Annotated in this window: 16 protein-coding genes; 11 read left to right on the top strand and 5 right to left on the bottom strand. The window is 44.5% G+C overall.

Going from position 1 to position 19,784, the window contains the following annotated elements:
• From D0X99_RS15765 to D0X99_RS15745, 5 genes are all read right to left on the bottom strand, one after another.
• Positions 1–864 (bottom strand): bile acid:sodium symporter family protein, encoded by an 864-nt coding sequence (locus D0X99_RS15765; RefSeq protein ID WP_119478813.1) that lies wholly within the window; start codon positions 862–864, stop codon positions 1–3.
• Between the two features lie 98 nt (positions 865–962).
• Entirely contained in the window at positions 963–2,096 is a 1,134-nt protein-coding gene (locus D0X99_RS15760; RefSeq protein WP_119478812.1) for a DUF819 family protein, read from the bottom strand.
• Positions 2,097–2,137: 41 nt separating this feature from the next.
• Entirely contained in the window at positions 2,138–3,229 is a 1,092-nt protein-coding gene (locus D0X99_RS15755) for a DegT/DnrJ/EryC1/StrS family aminotransferase (RefSeq protein ID WP_119478811.1), read from the bottom strand.
• On the bottom strand, positions 3,210–4,499 hold the full coding sequence (locus D0X99_RS15750; protein ID WP_119478810.1) for a glycosyltransferase family 4 protein: 1,290 nt from the start codon (positions 4,497–4,499) through the stop codon (positions 3,210–3,212). The genes D0X99_RS15755 and D0X99_RS15750 overlap by 20 nt, the downstream gene beginning before the upstream one ends.
• 166 nt (positions 4,500–4,665) lie before the next feature.
• Positions 4,666–6,120 (bottom strand): NADP-dependent isocitrate dehydrogenase, encoded by a 1,455-nt coding sequence (locus tag D0X99_RS15745; RefSeq protein WP_119478809.1) that lies wholly within the window; start codon positions 6,118–6,120, stop codon positions 4,666–4,668.
• Positions 6,121–6,331: 211 nt separating this feature from the next.
• Between D0X99_RS15745 and D0X99_RS15740 the strand changes: the two genes are divergently transcribed.
• The 11 genes from D0X99_RS15740 to ruvA all read left to right on the top strand — a co-directional run bounded on the left by D0X99_RS15740 (position 6,332) and on the right by ruvA (position 19,698).
• Positions 6,332–7,117, top strand: a complete 786-nt coding sequence (locus tag D0X99_RS15740) for an enoyl-CoA hydratase/isomerase family protein (RefSeq protein ID WP_119478808.1) — start codon at positions 6,332–6,334, stop codon at positions 7,115–7,117.
• Positions 7,118–7,132: 15 nt separating this feature from the next.
• On the top strand, positions 7,133–8,638 hold the full coding sequence (locus D0X99_RS15735) for a lipopolysaccharide biosynthesis protein (RefSeq protein ID WP_119478807.1): 1,506 nt from the start codon (positions 7,133–7,135) through the stop codon (positions 8,636–8,638).
• A 75-nt stretch (positions 8,639–8,713) separates the two neighbouring features.
• The gene (locus tag D0X99_RS15730; RefSeq protein ID WP_119478806.1) at positions 8,714–10,462 is read left to right on the top strand and encodes a tetratricopeptide repeat protein; all 1,749 of its coding nucleotides are present in this window, start codon (positions 8,714–8,716) and stop codon (positions 10,460–10,462) included.
• A complete protein-coding gene (locus tag D0X99_RS15725) occupies positions 10,455–11,192 on the top strand; it encodes a DUF4292 domain-containing protein (RefSeq protein WP_119478805.1) in 738 nt (245 codons plus the stop codon). Before D0X99_RS15730 ends, D0X99_RS15725 begins: the two co-directional genes overlap by 8 nt.
• Positions 11,193–11,197: 5 nt before the next feature.
• Positions 11,198–12,439 carry a murein hydrolase activator EnvC family protein gene (locus tag D0X99_RS15720; protein ID WP_119478804.1) on the top strand — a complete coding sequence of 414 codons (1,242 nt, stop codon included), beginning with the start codon at positions 11,198–11,200 and terminating at the stop codon, positions 12,437–12,439.
• 114 nt (positions 12,440–12,553) lie between these two features.
• The gene (tatA, locus tag D0X99_RS15715) at positions 12,554–12,751 is read left to right on the top strand and encodes a twin-arginine translocase TatA/TatE family subunit (RefSeq protein WP_119478803.1); all 198 of its coding nucleotides are present in this window, start codon (positions 12,554–12,556) and stop codon (positions 12,749–12,751) included.
• Between the two features lie 18 nt (positions 12,752–12,769).
• The gene (gene gatA, locus D0X99_RS15710) at positions 12,770–14,197 is read left to right on the top strand and encodes an Asp-tRNA(Asn)/Glu-tRNA(Gln) amidotransferase subunit GatA (RefSeq protein ID WP_119478802.1); all 1,428 of its coding nucleotides are present in this window, start codon (positions 12,770–12,772) and stop codon (positions 14,195–14,197) included.
• Between the two features lie 12 nt (positions 14,198–14,209).
• Positions 14,210–15,604 (top strand): LysM peptidoglycan-binding domain-containing protein, encoded by a 1,395-nt coding sequence (locus D0X99_RS15705; protein WP_119478801.1) that lies wholly within the window; start codon positions 14,210–14,212, stop codon positions 15,602–15,604.
• A 114-nt stretch (positions 15,605–15,718) separates the two neighbouring features.
• The gene (locus D0X99_RS15700; protein ID WP_119478800.1) at positions 15,719–16,816 is read left to right on the top strand and encodes a DUF4837 family protein; all 1,098 of its coding nucleotides are present in this window, start codon (positions 15,719–15,721) and stop codon (positions 16,814–16,816) included.
• Between the two features lie 15 nt (positions 16,817–16,831).
• On the top strand, positions 16,832–19,105 hold the full coding sequence (locus D0X99_RS15695) for an NADP-dependent malic enzyme (RefSeq protein ID WP_119478799.1): 2,274 nt from the start codon (positions 16,832–16,834) through the stop codon (positions 19,103–19,105).
• Positions 19,102–19,698, top strand: a complete 597-nt coding sequence (ruvA, locus tag D0X99_RS15690; protein ID WP_119478798.1) for a Holliday junction branch migration protein RuvA — start codon at positions 19,102–19,104, stop codon at positions 19,696–19,698. The genes D0X99_RS15695 and ruvA overlap by 4 nt, the downstream gene beginning before the upstream one ends.
• Positions 19,699–19,784: the final 86 nt, after the last annotated feature.

Raw genomic sequence — 19,784 nt, 5'->3', positions numbered from 1 at the left:
TTAATCCCCATTATTTCGATTACCCCAAAGGATCATCGCCGAGGCTGTTACAAACATAATCAAACTGTAAATAGCCGACGGAATGGTCATGACAGAATTGACAATTAAAGTAGCGGCGATTGTGATACCCAAAGTTCCATTTTGAATACCGGCCTCAATCGCAATGGTCGTACTTTGTTTTTTCCCCAATCCAAAGATTATCCCGCTAAAATACCCGATGGCAAGGGTTGCAATGTTTAGCGTCAAGGCTACAGGGCCTGCCTCTTCAAAGAAACCAAGGAGGTTGTCTTTTTCCTTCAAAATAGCGGCTATCAATATCAGCACGAAGAAAACCGCAGACATCTTTCGAAAAAGGGGTTCCCATTTTAAGGCAAGAACAGTCCACTTTTTAGATACCAACATCCCCAAAATCACTGGAATTATGGTGATCACCAACACAGATATCACGGTCCCCATGATATTCAATTGTTGCTCTTCACCGTCAGGAATGAAGTAGGCAATGGAAAAATTGACCAAAAAGGGAATGGTAAAAACCGTGATAAAAGAGGAAAAAGCCGTCAATGTAATCGAAAGGGCAGCATCTCCTTTGGCCAAATGGGTAATCAAATTGGAAGTGGCGCCCCCCGGGCAAGCTGCCAAAATCATCAAGCCCACCGCTAGTTCAGGCTGAAGGTCAAAAACATGAATTAACCCAAAAGCCACTAATGGAAGCAGTATAATCTGATTAATCAGACCAAGAGCAGCTGCTTTGGGATAAATCAAAATGCGTTTGAAGTCATCGACTGTCAGGCTCAACCCCATGCCAAACATTATGATGGCCAATGCCAGAGGCAAAAACAGTTCCGTGATAATGCTGGATTCCATGTTTAATTTGGGTTTAATGTTTTTCAGTTAATTACCCTCACCAACAACCTTTGTCACGGATTCCATTGATTGAATCTCCAAGTTGCTCCTCCTTCTCTCTACAGCATCCCCGCCACTGCAAAGCCCACATAAGTCCCGATAGCATTTCCCAAACTCCCAACCAAAACCCCCGGAATCAATAAATCCGGACGGTTCAAGCTTTCAGCAGCTGCAAATGCAGTAGTATTTCCTCCCACGTTTGCCTGTGAGGCAACAGCAACGACGTCCCAATCCATTTTGAAAAGAGCTCCAACTCCAAAAATCACCAAGCCGTGAACCAAAATCAGGATGCCAACAAAAAGAATCAGTGTCCCGGCCAAAGATCCGATTCCTGCCAAGGCACTCAAATCACACAGAGTCCCGATCACTGCCAGAAAAATCAGGATCAAAAAATACCCCAACGTGTGTTTTCCATAAAGTTGCTGAACTGAGGGAAACTGAGCCAAAATCAATGCTAGAGTTGTCAAAACCAGGATTTCCGGAACCTGAGGGAAATAGGAAACCACCACTTTGGAAATGGTTATCCCCAAAAAACCCAAGGCTAAAAGAGAGGCAAAGGAAGCGATGGAAATGGATTCAATTCCATTGGTTTTTTCGTTTGATTGAACAGAAATCAACTTTTTTCTCGGGAAAAGTTTCTGCAGATACTTGGGCAAAATCAGCGTAGCAATAATCCAAGGTGTTCCGATCAAATTGTCCACCACGGTGGCAGCAGCGAACAGCGTCCCGTTTTCATTTACGTGATAATGAAGCGCAATAGCATTAAAATTGATGCTTCCTCCGATGTAAGTCCCAGTGTACATTCCAGCAATCGCCGGAGCCAAGTCCCCGATCTCAGCCTGAGGGCTGACGATAAACCAAGCCACTAAAACTCCTATCACAGTAGCTAAAGAACCCAGCAAAAACATTAATAGGAGTGGAAAACCTGCCTTTTTTACACTTTTCATGTCCACTTCCAACAAGGCAATGAAAATCCCCAAAGGAGCCAGATAAACAAATACTCCATCGTATATCGGGTTGCCGTCCATCGCGCTTGGGATAATATGCAGGTTGGAAAAAAGCGCACAGATTAAAATCACCCAAATCGGCGTCCCTACTGTCCTTCCCCACGAAAAACGATTCAACCAGGTGGCAAAAAACACCGAAACACAGAGCGTGCCGGCGATAAATAGAGGTTCTTGGGAAAAAGGCATTGCGGAAAATAGAAAAAATCAAGGAAAGTCCACCTCGATATTTACTCTGTCCTAAAAAATCTCGTGAGCTGATCAAGAATGAAATCCACCTCTGCCTCCTTCAAATACGGATTTAAGGGAATCGAGAGCCCCTCATTGGCAAGCCTTCTTGCATTTGAAAAGTCGCCCTCGGTACGATAAGGCTTCATATCCGGTAAAATCTTTGGATAGTGAATCGCTGTACCCACTCCCTGCCTTGCCAAAAAAGCCTTCAACTCATCCCTTCTCTCGGACTGTATCACAAAAAGGTGGGCATTGTGATTCTCATTCAAAATATCCAGGGGAAGCGATAACCCATCAATTCCGGAAAAAGCATCCAAATATTGTTTAGCAATGACTTTTCGTTTCCTTTGATTTTCCTGGAAATCCTCCAGAAACACATTCAAAAAGGCCGCCTGAAGGGTATCAATCCGGCTATTTCGACCTACCATTTCATGTTGATCACGAAAAGGCTGACCATGATTAAGCAACAGGCGGATTTTTTCGGCTAGACCTGAATCCTGCGTAAGGCACATTCCCGCCTCGCCTAAAGCGCCCAAATTTTTGGTTGGGTAAAAACTCATGCAACCTACCTCACCCCATGTACCGGCAGCCTTCCCATCCTGAAATGACCCAAAAGCCTGCGCGGCATCCTCCACTACAAAAATCCCCAGTGATTTGGCTTGCTTGGTCAAAGTCATCATCTCAGCCATTTTGCCGTACAGGTGGACCGGAATTACTGCTTTGGTCTTATTGGTCACCGCTTTTTCCCAATCGGATCGGATCAAGCCTTGGGAATCGGTATCCCAAAAGATGGGCTTTGCCCCAACCAAAACCACCGCTTCTGCCGTGCTGACCCAGGTCATCGCCGGAACAATCACCTCGTCGCCTGAACCGATTCCCAAGGCTCGAAGTGCCAGTTCCAAGGCATCAGTGCCGTTGGCGCAGGAAACGGAATGAAAGGAATTTAAAAATTGGGAAACAGAAGCTTCAAATTGGATCACCTCTTTTCCTCCTGAGAAAATCCCTGTATCCAGCACCTCGGAAAAGCGATTCTTCAGCCTGTCCTTAAGGCTTTCTTCCATTCGACTGAGCTCAAGAAAGGGTATGTTCATCGAGGATTTTGGCCAATTGAACACTTAGATTTTTGCGGGAATAGGTTTCCAAACCTTCGGCTTTTGAAATGGCTCCTGAGGATTCGAAAAGGAATCGAAGTTGCTTTTGGATAGCTAACTGATCAGTATGGGCCATCACAGAACCCGCGCCGGCATCTCGAAGAATTGAGGCGGAATCACCCTTGGGATCACCCAAAGCCAGTACCGGCACTCCGGTTGCCAAGTACTCAAAAAGCTTTCCGGGGATATTTCCTTGGGCATTTTTGGTATCGGTCAGGATCAATACCAAGGCGTCGGCTTTGGCATAAAAGCCAAATACTTCGGAATGGGCAACATAGCCAGCAAAGTGAATTCGCGAGGTCAGCCACGAATCCGACGCCACATAGTTTTGAACCTGCTCACTGACTTTACCGACAAATGTCCATTCCACTTGCTCTTTGCTTCCTTCAAATTCCGCCTTCATGGCCAGCATGAGTGGTATTGGATTTCGGATCGAATCAATGATTCCAGAGTAGACCAAGTGGAGCTTTTCCGGCTCTTTCACTTTGGGAGAAAAACCTGCCGGAATATCCGCCGGATCATAACCATTGGTCAACAGGTCAATTTTTCGATGCACTAATTTCCCCAAATCTCTCTGAAAAGTGGGCGAAATAGTCAGGACAGCATCGGCTTCTTTCAGCACACTTTGCTCAAGCTGTTCGTGCTTTTTGCGAACCAAAGAAGTCATCGGTAAGGTGTCCAAAAACTCCCATTGGGACCAAGGGTCCCTAAAATCCGCAATCCAAGGCAAGCCTGTTTTCCGCTTGAGTTCCCTCCCAATCAAGTGCATGCTATGCGGAGGACCGGTAGTGATTATCGCCTGAAATTGCCCATTATTCGCCAAATCCGTCAAAAATTTCACGGATGGTTTTACCCAAAAAACTCTGGGATCGGGTACCAGAAAATTGGCTCTTGCCCAAATCGCAGCTTTTTCCAAAAGCCCTTTTTCCTTTTGTTCCAGCAATCTTCCCGGATGAGTTTTTGACTTTCCTTTCAGCTTTGAAAAGAGCTGGTAAGGCTCCCAAATGGGAAACTTAATCACTTCAAGTTGCGGAGAAATTTCTTTGAGTAAGGTCTCATCTTTCAAGTCAAAATCAGGATTCTCAGGAGTAAAAATGACCGGTTCCCAACCTGCTTCGGGCAAATATTTGGCAAACTTCAGCCAACGCTGCACACCCGAGCCTCCACTCGGAGGCCAGTAATAGGTGATAATGAGAACTCGTCGGGACATTCGGGAATTCGAATTTTAATATTTGAAATTAGGGCAATCCTAGCAAAAAGAAAGGGGAAAGTTTCCTCTCCCCTGTCCTTCGTTATTAATTGTTCGATATTCGGCATTCAATATTCTTCATTTAATCTTTCAAGGATTCTCAATTCCGAAACCCGAAATCGGATTATTATTCTCCCTGCGCCAAGGAATATCCTCTCACCCCATCAAAAGTGTAGAGATGCTCGGTTTTGATAAAGTCAAATCCCAAATCCTCGATCTGCTTTAGCAATTCCAGAATCTGCGTGTGCTTCACCGCTGACCCATCAGCTGTCTTAAACCGACATCTCCAATGGTCGGTGCAGAATGTTTCTTTCAAACCTTCGGGGAATACTTTTACTCCTCTATTGGTGATCAGGTGGAGTTGTAGACCTCCTGATTCGACCTGTCTCAGTTTCTCTCCGATCACATTCGGATCTCTACCGTCCTGATCCCAATCGATAAACACATCCACTCCGGTGAGTTCCTTCACTGATTTTGCTCTTGGCTTGAGCTTGATGGTCATCGGTTTGGTATCTTCTTTGTCAAAGGCAGCCGGAATCATCTTAGCCGGTAATTGTCCCAATCGCTCAATGACAGCTTGGGCAAATTCCTGAGTCCCTACTTTTTTGGAAGAAAGTCCCTCCTGGTAAATATCTCCAGTGTGGATACCATCCTCCAGAGTTTTCATCCAGGCATTGGAAATTTTCTCTGCGATTTCAGGCTGCCCAATGTGCACCAGCATCATGATGGCACCGTTGAGCAATCCCGATGGATTGGCAAGGTCCATACCTGCAATGTCAGGTGCTGAACCGTGTATTGCCTCAAACATGGCCACTTCGTCACCCACATTCGCGGAGCCACCGAGTCCCACCGAACCAGTCACCTGTGCAGCGACGTCTGAGATGATGTCTCCATAGAGATTCAAGGTTACGATCACGTCAAAAACTTCCGGACGGTCAGCAATCAATGCCGTTCCGATATCAATGATTTTATGGTCTGTCTGGATTTCAGGGTATTCTTTTGCGATCTCATCGAAAGTCTTGTGAAAAAGTCCGTCGGCCAACTTCATGATATTGTCTTTGGTCATACAAGTCACCTTCTTTCTGCCATATTTTTTAGCATATTCAAAAGCATAGCGGATGATTTTCTCCGATCCCGGCTGGGAAATTATTTTCAGGCACTGAAACACCTCATTGGTCTGGCGGTGCTCAATTCCTGCATAAAGGTCTTCCTCATTTTCACGGATGATGACCAGATCAGTCTTCGGAAAGTGGGTTTTGATGAAAGGAGAATATGCTTTGCATGGACGCACATTGGCATAAAGTCCAAATGACTTTCGAGTAGTTACGTTGAGTGATTTGAAGCCTCCGCCTTGCGGTGTGGTGATCGGGGACTTAAGGAATACTTTGGTCTCCCTGAGAGAATCAAACGCCTTTGGCTCCATACCGGAGCTGATACCTTTGAGGTAAACCTGCTCACCGATTTCGATGACATCGTACTCAAGTTGGGCACCGGCTGCATCAAGGATCGCTATGGTAGCTTTCATGATTTCCGGACCGATCCCATCGCCGTAGGCAACTGTGATTTTTCTTTTGGAGGACATAAAACGGTAGAAGTTAGTTGATTTTTGGTTGCGCAAAAGTAAGTAAAAAAGCCTTAAGGAGCCCTTCTATTTCCATTAAATCCCCTGATAGAAATCATAAGTGATTAGATGGAATCTCCCTGTATACAAACCGAGAGTTCGATTCTCTGAAAGCAAAATTTGGCTTTGCCCCCCCTTGCTGTATATTTGTTGCCTTACACCCGAATCCTTTATGGCAGAAAATCAAAACATCCTGACTGAAGAAAAAAATGGAGTCCTTTACCTGACCGTCAATCGAGAGGATAAAATGAACGCCCTGAACTACGCCACGTTGGAAGAGTTGAAAGGGATTTTCGAGGAAGTTGCGGATAATCGGGCCATTAAAGCAGTTATCATTACAGGTTCGGGAGAAAAAGCCTTCATAGCTGGAGCTGACATCAGCGAAATCGCCTCACTGAATGAAGTAAATGCGAGAAAATTCGCAGAAAACGGACAGGAAATTTTCGCTATGATCGAAAACTGTCACAAGCCAGTCATCGCGGTAACCAATGGATACACGTTGGGCGGAGGTTGTGAATTGGCGATGGCCTGCCACATGCGAATCGCAACTGCGAATGCAAAATTTGGTCAGCCTGAAGTCAATCTGGGAATCATCCCGGGATATGGTGGCACACAGCGACTGACCCTATTGATCGGAAGAGGAAAAGCCAACGAACTCATGATGACTGGGGACATGATCGGAGCTGAAGAGGCCAAGTCGTTGAATCTTGTAAATCATGTCCTTCCTACTAAAGCCGAGGCAATGGCGAAAGCTGAGGAAATCATCGCAAAGATCATGAGCAAAGCACCTTTAGCCATTGGAATGATCGTAGACTGTGTAAATTCAGCATTCCTGGCTGAGGAAAATGGCTATCAAACAGAAGCCAACAGCTTCGCCCGATGTGTAAAATCAGGAGATTACAAGGAAGGAACTTCTGCATTTTTGGAAAAACGGAAACCGGTGTTCAAAGGAGAATAAGCTCCTGACTCCCGAATGAGCAACCTAAAAAAACTTGCCGGCCAAACAGCCATTTACGGGCTGAGCAGCATCCTCGGCCGGTCCATCAATTTTTTACTCATCATTGTTTACACTACCTACCTCAATACCGAGGATTTAGGGGCATTTACGGGAATCTATGCACTCATCGGATTTCTGAACATTGTTTTCACATACGGAATGGAGACAGCCTTTTTCCGCTATTCCACCGGTAAAAACCTAGACCCAACCAAGGTCTACCACACCACTCAATCCCTGTTAATCACCTCGACGCTGATCCTCGGATCAGCTCTTTATCTAGCTGCTCCGTGGCTGGCAATGGCGATGCAATATCCCGGTCAGGCTTATCTATTTCGCTGGACTGCTTTGATACTTTCGTTTGACGCTATCCTTGCTATTCCCTTTGCCAAACTCAGACTGGAAAACCGAGCAGTGGCTTTTGCAGGTGCCAAATTGATCAACATCCTACTGAACGTTTTTTTCAATATTCTCCTGATTGTTTGGATTCCGAGTTGGGTAGAAAACGGAAGCCTCGGGACAGATTTTATAGGGTACCGACCCGATTGGGGAGTGGAGTACATTCTCCTGGCCAATCTGCTGGCAAATGGACTCATCATACCTTACGTATGGTGGAGAGCAGGTTTTTTTAGGTTTACTCTGGAGAAAGAAATAATCAAACCGATGTGGAATTACTCCCTTCCTCTCCTATTCATGGGATTGGCAGGAGTGACCAATGAACTGGTTTCCCGATTGCTGTTCGAATACGTGTTGCCGGAAAATTACTTCCCAGGAGTTACTTCAAGAGAAGCCGCAGGAATCTTCGGCGCCAATTTCAAATTGGCCATTTTGATGAATCTGGTGATTCAGGCATTCAAGTATGCCGCCGAACCCTTTTTCTTCAAACAGTCAACGGACAAAAACTCCCCCCTGCTGTATGCCAAGGTCATGCATGCCTTTGTGATTTTCTGTACAATTTTGATGGTTGCCATTTCAGTTAATCTGACTTGGATCGGACCGCTGTTTTTGAAAGGGGAAGCTTATGCAAGCGGGTTTTTCATTGTGCCGATTTTGCTGATGGGTTATTTGCTTTTAGGCGTTTATTTTAATCTTTCGATCTGGTTTAAAGTCACCGATAAAACCCAATACAGTTTTTGGATCACACTGATCGGAGCACTGGTGAGCGTAGCTGTTATCATTTTCCTGGTTCCGATTTGGGGATTTTTGGGAGGCGCTTTGAGCACCCTTGCCTGTTACCTGGTCATGACGGTGATTTGCTACGTATTTGGTCAAAAATTTTATCGTATCCCCTATCAGACCGGTCGAGACGTGCTTTATCTGATAATTGGATTTGGGCTAAGTTATGCGGGCTTTTATCTGAATCTGGAATCTGGCATTTTGGATTTACTGGCCAAAAATTTCCTCGTTTTTATCATTCTTGCTTTGGTCATTTTTCTGGAAAAAGATCAAATCTTATCATTGGTCAACCGGAAAAAATCCGGCTGATTCCAGCTTCCCTATCCATCCAAAAGGCGAAATAGTCCAATCATTTTGAGCAAAAGGCATTATGTTTGTGAATTGATGCTGCATTCCAATTTCACCGTGAGATTTACCCCCATCTTTTTATTGTTTTCTCTTCTTTTCCTGGGATGGAATTCCGGATTTGCTCAGCAAAAGCTTTCCAGAAAAGAAGCCAAAATCCAGGAAAACCAGGCAAAATCCAGCCGCTATTTCATCGAAGGTGAAAAAGCACTTGTCCTGGGTGACCTCGAAAAATCTTACTTCTATTTCCAACGTGCGCTGGAGTTTACCCCCGAGGAACCTGCCATCAATTACAAAATCGCCGAAGTCCTAGTCCGGTCAAATCAGGCACAAAAAGGACTACCATATGCGGAAAAGGCGGCTTTGGATGACCCGGACAACAAATACTACGCGCTGATGGTGGCGGAAATTTATACCAATCTCAATCAGCCCCTGAAATCGGCCGAAATCTTGGACCGACTGACTTCCGACGGTGAAAGCAACCAACAATACAATCTGGATCTGGCATCGATATACCTGAATGCAGGAGAATTCGACAAAGCGCTCGTAGTTCTGGATCGGGCAGAAGAATACTATGGCGTTAGGGAGCCGTTCACCGTTCAAAAGCAGCGGATTTACCTTCGCAAAAACGACCTTCAAAGCGCAATCAACGAAGGGGAGAAACTCATTGAGGCATTTCCTGGGAACCCTGCCTATGTCCTAAATCTGGTTGAAATACTTTACAACAATGCACGTCTGGAGCAAGGTCTTACCTTGGTTTTGGGAGAAATTGAGAAATATCCCAACCAACCAGAACTTCAAATGGCGGCATATACCCTCCTCAAAGAGAATGGGGACCTGGCAAAAGCAAATGAGTTCTTGATTTCAGCTTTCAAAAGTCCGGATTTGGATGGTGAGGTGAAAGCCAAAACCTACAAGTCCATGCTTTCGGAGATGCAAACAAGCCAACGGGATGAGCTTCTAAATCAAATGGAAGCCCTGATGCTCGAACTCAACGCCAATGACGCCATGGTCATGGAAGCCATCGGCGAGCGAAAGAGAGTTTCCGGTGACATGAGCTCTGCCATGGACTATTTCAAAAAATCCCTTCAGATCCAGCCTAAAAATGCCCCAATCATCGAGCAGGTCATCTTGAACTCCTTTGGGGAAAATCCAGATTTCGCAGAATTGGAGACCTATACTATCATGGGCGTGGATGAATTTCCGGAGGCACCCGAATTTTGGTTTTATGATGGGGTAGTGAAATCCGCCCGTAAAAAAGATTCTCTGGCTGTGGTTTCTCTTGAAAAAGCACTCGAGCTTAATGCCGGCAAAAATCCGCAACTGGATCAGGTTGCTTTTGGCTCATTGGGCAGCTCACTTTACAACCTGGGAGAAAAGGATTCTGCCTTTGTATTTTTTGACAAGGCCCTTGACCTCAACCCTAATGATGAACAAGTCTTGAACAATTACGCTTACTTCCTTTCGTTGGAAAAAAAGAATTTGGAAAAAGCCCGATCCATGTCTGAAAAAGTGGTGAAAAAACACCCAAAAAATGCCACTTACCTGGACACTCACGCATGGGTTTTGTTTCAAATGGGCAGGTATGAGGAAGCCTTTAAATACATGGATGAGGCGATCAAAAATGAAAAAGAACCAAGTGGGGTCATGCTGGAACACTACGGTGATATCCTGTATCATCTTGGCAAAGTTTCTGAGGCAATGACCTGGTGGAAAAAAGCCGAAGGAAGCTCGGAGGCCTCAGACAAGCTCGCTCAAAAAATAAAAGAAGGAAAATACCATGAATAGACTTTTTGCAGGTGTTTTGACCGTTTTGGTACTAGTCCTTGCTGGTTGTGCCAAAAAAGTCGTGCTCTATGAAGGAGACGGTCAAATGGAGGAATTTCAGCCGGTTGAAGCGAAATATGATTACCTAAGCGCCAAAGCGAAGATTGTAATTGAAGAGGAATCCGGAAAAATCACCCGAGGAACCTTGAGTCTTCGCGCAAAAAAGGACAGTGTACTTTGGTTTACCATGTCTCCGGGAATGGGAATGGAAGCTATTCGTGGTATTTTTACTCAAGACAAAATCCAAATCCGCGATCGGGTAGGCCAAGATGACATCAACCTGACTTATGCTGAGTTTGAGCGTTTCTATGGACTCAAACTTTCACTGGAACTCTTCCAAAATGTACTTTGGGCAAACGCACCCTTTCCATTTGACTATCAGGATCGTTTGATTCGCGTTGGAAAAAAATTTGAGTTAACCCAAGTGAGAAACAACGTCCGGTACTTTTCAAAAATAGAAACTAGCCATGGTAAAGTCTCCGAATTGGTCAGCAACTCACTGGATGACAGAGGCTCTGTTTTGGCTAGCTTTCCAAAATTCCAAGATGTAGCCAATCAGCCATTTCCGGTGGAAGTTTTGTTCAAATTAGCCTATCAACTTCCCGAGGGAGGGCAAAACACCATCATTCACATCGAGTGGACCTCCATAGAGCCCAATTCAGAAGCCCTCAGCTTTCCTTTCAGATTTTAAGCCCCATGTGGACCAGACGATTACATACTTTTATTCTTCTTTTCTTCTTCATCGGCTGCCTATCCAGCTTGGCCCAGACTTCCAAATCTCGAGAGGAACTTGAGCGGGAAAAAGCGCAGGTACAAGCCAGATTGAAGGAGTTTGATGCAATTCTAAAGCAAACCACGGCTACCAAAAAAACCTCAATAGGGGAGTTGAATGCACTTACCCGTCAGTTTCAGACACAAAATAGATTGGTCAATACACTTGACAGGGAAGTCCGGCTGATCAATCAGGAAATATCGGATACCGAAAAGAAAATCGCCGAACTTGAATTCCAACTGAAGGACTTAAAGGCTGAATATTCAAGAATGATTTACAATTCCTCGAAACTCAACAGGGGACTTTCCATCGTTGCATTTGTGTTCAGTTCGGGCACTTTCAATCAACTGTACATGCGCCTGAAATACCTCAAGCAGTACAGCGACAGCCGAAAGCAACAAGCGGCTCAAATTGAGAAACTCAGCGCTGAACTCTCTGAGCAACGAAAACTTTTGGATGAGCGAAAAGCAGATAAAGTGACCGTGCTTTCGGAAGAGCAAAAAGAAAGAGCAGAACTGGAGCGACTCAGAAAAAGCCAACAGAGCGTCGTGAATACGCTTTCTAAAAAAGAACGGGAGATCCAGCGCCAGATTGCGGCCACCAAAAAACAACAAGATCAGCTCAACCGGATGATCAAGCAGGTGATCGAGGATGAAATCAGAAGGGCCGAAGCCGAATCCAAAAAAGAAAACAGCACCACCACCAAAAAGGCAGGAACTTCCATGCCGATGACTCCTGAAGCTGCCGCCTTATCCAACTCATTTGCTGGAAACAAAGGAAGGTTGCCATGGCCGGTGGAGACAGGATTTGTTTCGCAGGGATACGGTACCTATCCACATCCAACTTTAAAGGGAATCACACTTGACAGTGACGGAATAGATATCCGAACCCAGCCTAATTCAAATGTGCGATCGGTATTTGATGGAGTGGTAACCAAAATCACCACAATGCCAGGCTACGGAGGTACTGTAATTATCAAACACGGAGAGTACTACACGATGTATAGCCGATTAAAAACCATCTCGGTAAAATCTGGCCAAAATGTCAAAGCAAAAGACATTATTGGGCAAGTGGGTACTAATGCAGAAGGAGAATCTGAAGTTCACTTCCAAACTTGGAAAGGTTTGCAGATCATGGACCCTGCAACATGGATTACATCCAAATAGTTATTAATATCGTACGTTCATAAAAAAGAGCAATTGTCCTTGAGCGGAACTTTGGCCATGCGAGAGACAGTTGTATCTTTGTAATCCTGTATATCCTTAAACACATACACCATCATGACTACATTAGGTTTCATTCAAAACATGGGCGGAGGTTCAATCATATTGATCATCGTTGTGATCCTCCTGCTGTTTGGTGCTAAAAGGATCCCTGAATTGGCTCGAGGTCTAGGCCGTGGCATTAGAGAATTCAAAGACGCCACCAAAGAAATTCAGAACGATCTTGAAGATGGGCTGAAAGACAAGAAGAAGTAATTCCTTAAGCCAATACCATTGGAAAAATTTAGTTCCTTCGACGAAATTAAAAAATCGCTCGAAAAGAAAGAGACAGATTGCAGAGCGATCGTCACTCATTACTTACAGAACATTGCAACGAAGGCGCACCTCAACGCCTTCGTTGAAGTTTATAAGCAGTCCGCTTTGGAACAGGCAGACTTGATCGATGAAAAACTTGCCAAAGGAAAAGCCGGTAAACTTGCCGGAATGGTCATCGGAATAAAGGATGTTCTCAATTATTCCGGCCACGAATCCAACGCCTCCTCCAATATTCTCAAGGGCTACATTTCTCAATTCACCACAACTGCCGTTCAGCGTTTGATCGATGAAGACGCCATTATTATTGGCCGATTAAACTGCGATGAATTTGGAATGGGAAGTTCCAATGAAAACTCTGCTCACGGGAAAGTACTCAATGCACGGGACGAATCCCGTGTTCCGGGTGGCTCCTCAGGGGGCTCAGCAGTAGCAGTACAAGCAAATCTTTGTACCGTTTCTTTGGGCACAGATACCGGAGGATCAGTACGACAGCCGGCAGCATTCACCGGAGTCATCGGGATGAAACCCACCTATTCCCGCGTTTCACGTTGGGGGTTGATTGCATACGCCTCATCATTCGATACAATTGGGGTTTTCTCCCGAACTGTTAAAGACAATGCATTGGTCATGGAAATCATGGCCGGACACGACGAATTTGACAGCACTTCTTCCCGAAAGCCGGTGCTGCATTACAGTGAATTGCTGCATTTTGACAAAAAAGCAAAAGTGGCTTACCTCAAGGAAACTTTTGATTCCCCCTCACTTCAGCCGGAGATTCGTGAAAACACCCTGGCAGTTTTGGACAAACTGAAATCCGAAGGGCATGAGGTAAAAGAGGTCCAATTTCCTTTGTTAAAATATACCCTGCCAACCTACTACATCCTGACTACCGCTGAGGCAAGCTCCAATTTGTCCCGATTTGATGGAGTGAAGTATGGTTATCGCTCTCCAAATGCTCACAATTTGGAAAGCATGTACAAACTGACCCGAAGCGAAGGATTCGGAGAGGAGGTCAAAAGAAGAATCATGCTTGGGACATTTGTCCTTTCGGCAAGCTATTACGATGCGTATTTCACTAAGGCTCAAAAGGTCAGAAGACTCATAAAAGATTACACCGAAAATCTTTTAAATGATTTTGACTATATTATCATGCCAACTACGCCATCTACAGCGTTTAAGTTTGGTGAGCACAGCGGCGATCCTGTAGCCATGTACCTGGAAGATCTCTTCACTGTACAAGCTTCAGTATCAGGAGTTCCGGCGATTTCAATTCCAAACGGAAAAGACAACTCTGGCATGCCTATTGGGCTTCAGGTTATCTCCAACTCTTTCAAAGAAGCTGAGCTGTATGCTTTCAGCAACTATTTGACTGAATTAACCTCTTAAACATTAAACCTAATGAAAAAGTCTATCTGCAGTATCCTCATTCCGGTAGTTACTACTTGCTTGATCCCTCTGACTGAAGCTTTTTCGCAGGAATCACCACTGGAAGCGGCATCAATAATTTCCGATGAAGTGCTTCCCAATTACCATTACGAATACATCCCAGATTTCACCTATGAGGAGGTAGATCAGCGAGTGAAGGCGATGAAAACAGACATGCCTTTCGAGCTTAATGAGCGGATTTTTTCCTTTATCCAATATTTCACTGTGAGAAACCGGGACTACACCAAAATGGTCTTGGCCCGAAAAGAAAAATACTTCCATCTCTTTGAAAAAACCCTCGAAAAGCACGAAATACCAACCGAAATCGAATACTTATCGATTGTAGAGTCGGGACTGGACCCTCAGATTAAAAGCAGAGTTGGCGCTATGGGGCTTTGGCAATTTATGCCAGCAACAGGAAAAATGTATGGGATGCACGTCAATTCCGATGTGGATGACCGCATGGATCCAGAGCTTTCAACTGAGGCAGCAGCTAAGTATCTCAAATCTCTTTACAGGATGTTTGGCGATTGGGAAGTAGCCATGGCAGCCTACAATTGCGGCCCAGGGAATGTCAGAAAAGCCATTCGAAGATCAGGCGGCAAAAAAACCTTTTGGGGAATCTATGATTACCTACCTAAAGAGACTAGGAGTTATGTACCTCAATTCCAAGCCTTCCTCTATGTACTTAACCATCTCGAAGAACACAATTTCAATCTAGAGGAACCAACCTATCCCATCGAGTACGAAAAAATAAGATTTGATCGGGCTTTCAGACTGGACAGACTAGCCGAACTAACTGCCCTTTGTCTCGATGATTTGGAGGAGCTAAATCCCTCTATCAAAAACAAAACTATCCCTGAGGCAAACCGCAACATGGAAGTGAAAGTCCCTAAATCCAAAGCGCTTTTCCTGAAAGAAAACTTGGCTTGGATTGGTGATTCGCTTGGCTCACAACCTTCGATTCTGTTAGCATCCAATAGTATTCCTACTGTCGTACCAGTTGAAAAAGCCGTAGTTACCACCAACCCAGAGCGGATCTCTTATCGGGTAAAATCAGGAGATGTTTTGGGATCAATTGCTTCCAGACATGGGGTCAGTGTAACTCAGGTGAAGGAATGGAACAACCTGAATTCCAATCTAATCAAGGCAGGTCAAACCCTTTACATTTACACTGGCAAAGCTCCAATTACAACCAATTTGGCTGAGAATTCATCCAACTCCGGACAAAAAACCTATACTGTCCGTCCAGGTGATTCCCTTTGGATTATTTCCCAAAAACACTCCCTTTCAGTGGAGCAAATCAAACGGCTTAACAATTTGAACTCGAACAGCATCAAGCCAGGCCAAAAATTGATTATAGGCTAGTCTCACAGCAAAAGGGAAATATTAATATCATTTAACTCACTTTTTAATACACCTAGAACAAGAATGACTGAAATTTAGTCATCAACTTGGAACTGAGGCCAAACTCACTAAAATATGAAAGCATTTACCTATTCATTTCTTGTAATGTTGTCCTTGTTTCTCTTTTCCTGTGGAGAAGATGGAAAAGGAGGAATGGGAGATCCCAAACCAAAAGCCCGGGGGTCCATTGGTGAGATTGTTTTAGCCATTGATTCGACCAAGTGGGCTGGCCCGGTGGGGGATGAATTAAGAGATATCTTTGAAGCTGATCTTCCTGGAATGATCCGATCCGAGAGCATGTTCAAAGTCCACCGAGTGGACCCAAGAGGTATGACTCGGATGCTGAAAATGTTCACCAACCTCATCTATGTGACCACTTTCGATGACAAAAAAGGGGGCAGTCAGGTGATCAATGCACAGTTTTCAAAGGAGTCAAAAGAAAAAGCAAGCAAAGATCCTACGCTTTATTCCTTGAGAATGGAAGATGAGTATGCAGAAGGCCAGGAAGTCCTGTACCTTTTTGGAAACAATGAAGCAGAACTCATCGCAAACCTCAGGAAAAATAAGGATAAGCTTCAGAATCTTTTTGAGGTGAGGGAAAGAGGGAGATTGGAAAAGCCTCTTTTTACAAGAAAAAATTCCGCTGCCGAATACGAAGCAAGGACCAAACTTGGAATTGAAATTCATGCTCCGGCCTCCTACCAAATAGCAAAAACCACAGAGGATTTTCTTTGGTTGAGATCCCCTACTCCTACCCAAAACAGACCTGATATAAGCTTGTTTTTTTATGAAACAGATTATACCTCTGAAGAGCAAACCTTTCCTGCAAATATCCTGAGCCTCAGAGATTCCATCGCAGGAATGCACATTTTCGGCGATCCGGAGGTTCCTTCTTCTTTCATGACGAGCGAAAAACAAATCCCCCCTGCCTTCAGAAACATGGTGATAAATGATAATTTTACCGTCGAAATCAGGGGTACCTGGAAAACTAACAACTTGAGCATGGGAGGAACTTTCCTCGGTTATTTGATGGTGGATCAGGCGAAGGGCAAGCTTTACTACATGGAGGGATTTGTCTATTACCCAAATGAAATTCATCGGGATGCACTGAGAGAAATCCAAGCTATTTTGCTGAAAACCAATATCAGTTGGAAGGAAAACCAAGGTGCCTAACCCACCACTTCCTTTATGACGATAAAAATCAGGAAACAAGACGCCTTAAATTACCACAGCCAGGGATCTCCCGGCAAAATTGAAGTAATACCAACCAAACCGGTTTCCAGTCAAATTGATCTAGCACTCGCCTACTCTCCGGGAGTCGCGGAGCCTTGCAAGGAAATTGAAGCAGACATAGAGAACGTCTACAAGTATACTGCAAAAGGAAATCTAGTAGCAGTAATTTCAAATGGAACGGCTGTTTTGGGCTTAGGAGATATTGGACCTGAGGCTTCCAAACCGGTCATGGAAGGCAAAGGCGTCCTTTTTAAAAAATTCGCAGGTATTGATGTTTTTGATCTGGAGATTGATGAAAAAGACCCCAAAAAACTAATTCAGATTATCAAGTCTCTCGAACCGACTTTTGGAGGGATAAACCTGGAGGACATCAAAGCTCCCGAATGTTTTGAAATCGAGCAGACCCTAAAGCAGGAAATGAAAATTCCTGTGATGCACGATGACCAACACGGGACTGCCATTATTTCCGGAGCCGCATTGATGAATGCCCTGGAAATTGTGGACAAAAAAATCGACCAGATCAAATTGGTCGTAAGTGGCGCAGGTGCTGCTGCTATTTCCTGCCTTAGATTCTATGTGAGTCTGGGAGTAAAAAAAGAAAACATCGTTGTCTGCGACAAAGACGGAGTAATTCGGACAGACCGTCCCGGCCTCACTCCGATCCACGAAGAATTCGCGACAACTCGAAATATCAATACCATCAGTGAAGCTTTGCCTGGATCAGATGTGTTTTTGGGCCTCTCGGCAGGAAATATCATTTCCCAGGAAATGATCAAATCGATGGCTCCTGATCCGATAGTCTTTGCTCTGGCCAATCCTGATCCTGAAATCTCCTACGACCTGGCAATTGCCGCCCGAGAAGATGTGATCATGGCTACCGGTAGGTCAGATCATCCCAATCAAGTCAACAACGTACTGGGATTTCCTTACATTTTTCGAGGGGCTTTGGACGTCAGAGCTACAGTGATCAATGAGGAAATGAAGCTTGCCGCTGCCCATGCGATAGCCAAGCTTGCTAAAGAACCCGTTCCGGAGATTGTAAACAAAGCGTATGGTGATTTAAACATGGCTTTTGGAAGACTCTATTTGATTCCCAAGCCTGTAGATCCACGCCTAATCACCACTATAGCGCCGGCCGTGGCAAAAGCTGCTATTGACTCCGGTGTGGCCAAGAAGATGATCCATGACTGGGATGCTTACCAGCTGGAACTTCAAAAGCGAATCGGCATTGATCAGCGATTGATGTCGATTGTGATCGGAAGAGCTAAAAAAGACCCAAAACGAGTAGTATTCGGTGAGGCGGATAATTTGAAAATCCTGAAAGCAGCTCAAATCATTCGGGATGAAAAGATTGCTGTACCAATCCTATTGGGAAATCGGGAGAAAATCCTGGCAATGATCGAGGGCAACTCGCTGGATCTAGCCTATGTGACTATCATTGACCCGATGGAAGAGACGGCTATGCTTGAAAAATTTGGCCAATTCCTCTACCAAAAGCGGCAACGAAAAGGAATGACCCTTTTTGACGCCAATAGATTCGTCAGAGAAAGAAATTACTTTGGAGCTATGATGGTGGAAACCGGAGCCGCTGATGCGTTTATTTCGGGTTTGACGAGAGATTATCCGAAGACTATTTTACCATCACTTCAAACTATCGGTGTAAAACAAGGAGTAAACAGGGTAGCGGGGGTATATATCATGAATACGCCGAAAGGACCTTATTTCTTTGCCGATGCAACTGTCAACCTTAATCCAACTGCAGAAGAATTGGTGGATATCATCGGATTGACGGCAAATGCAGTGAAGTTTTTCAACATGGAGCCAAGAATCGCACTCTTGTCTTACTCCAACTTTGGTTCGGCTCAGGGGGATATTCCTGCTAAAATGTCCAAGGCAACCGCTCTTGCAAAAGCAAAATATCCAGATCTGATCATCGAAGGGGAAATGCAAGCTAATGTGGCTCTCAATCAGGAAATTCAACGTGAAATCTACCCTTTCTCTGCACTGTCTGAAAATAAGGTTAACACGCTGATTTTTCCGGATCTTGCTTCCAGTAATATTGCTTACAAACTTTTGGCAGAACTTGGAAATGCCGAAGCCATAGGCCCAATTTTGCTTGGAATGAATAAACCGGTCCACATCCTACAATTAGGAAGTTCCATCCGGGAAATCGTCAATATGGTTGCCATCGCTGTGGTGGATGCCCAATCAACCGAAGGAATGCTATGATCGCTTATCTGAGTGGAAAACTTGTCTTCAAAGACCCAACCTATGTAATCATTGATGTGGGTGGTATTGGCTACCAAGTCAAAATTTCACTTCAGACTTACAGCAAAATAAAAGATGAGGAGCAAATCCGGCTCCTCACGTTTTTACACATCAAAGAAGACGGTCATACCCTCTATGGATTTAAAGAAGAATCCGAAAAACGTCTTTTTCTTCTTCTGATTTCCATAAACGGAGTCGGGCCAAATACCGGACTGATGATACTTTCTTCTTTAAGCACAGAAGAAATCGAAAACGCCATTCTTTCAGGTGACGTTGGGACTATCCAAGCGGTAAAAGGAATTGGAACAAAGACTGCCCAGCGAATCATTTTAGAATTGAAAGACAAGGTGGGGAAATCAGGAAGTTCTGAGCTAAGCACACCTCTTGGATTCCTGAAAACCAGCAATAAAATCCGCGAGGAGGCGTTACAAGCCTTAGTTACTTTGGGATTTCAAAAAGCTGTTGCAGAGAAAAATATCACTCAAGTACTCAAAAAAACCAGCGGGGAAATTTCCTTAGAAGATTTAATTAAAGCATCTTTAAAGACACCTTAATTCTAAGCTGGATTGAACTTTCAGGAGTTACTGACTTTTTGCAGGGGGAAAATTAGAAGTCGCGGGCCTGTTTTCTTAATCCTGTT

Source organism: Algoriphagus lacus (assembly GCF_003583985.1).
Lineage (GTDB): Bacteria > Bacteroidota > Bacteroidia > Cytophagales > Cyclobacteriaceae > Algoriphagus > Algoriphagus lacus.
The sequence above is the reverse complement of the archived record's forward strand: the minus strand, read 5'-3'. Positions and strand labels throughout refer to the sequence as shown.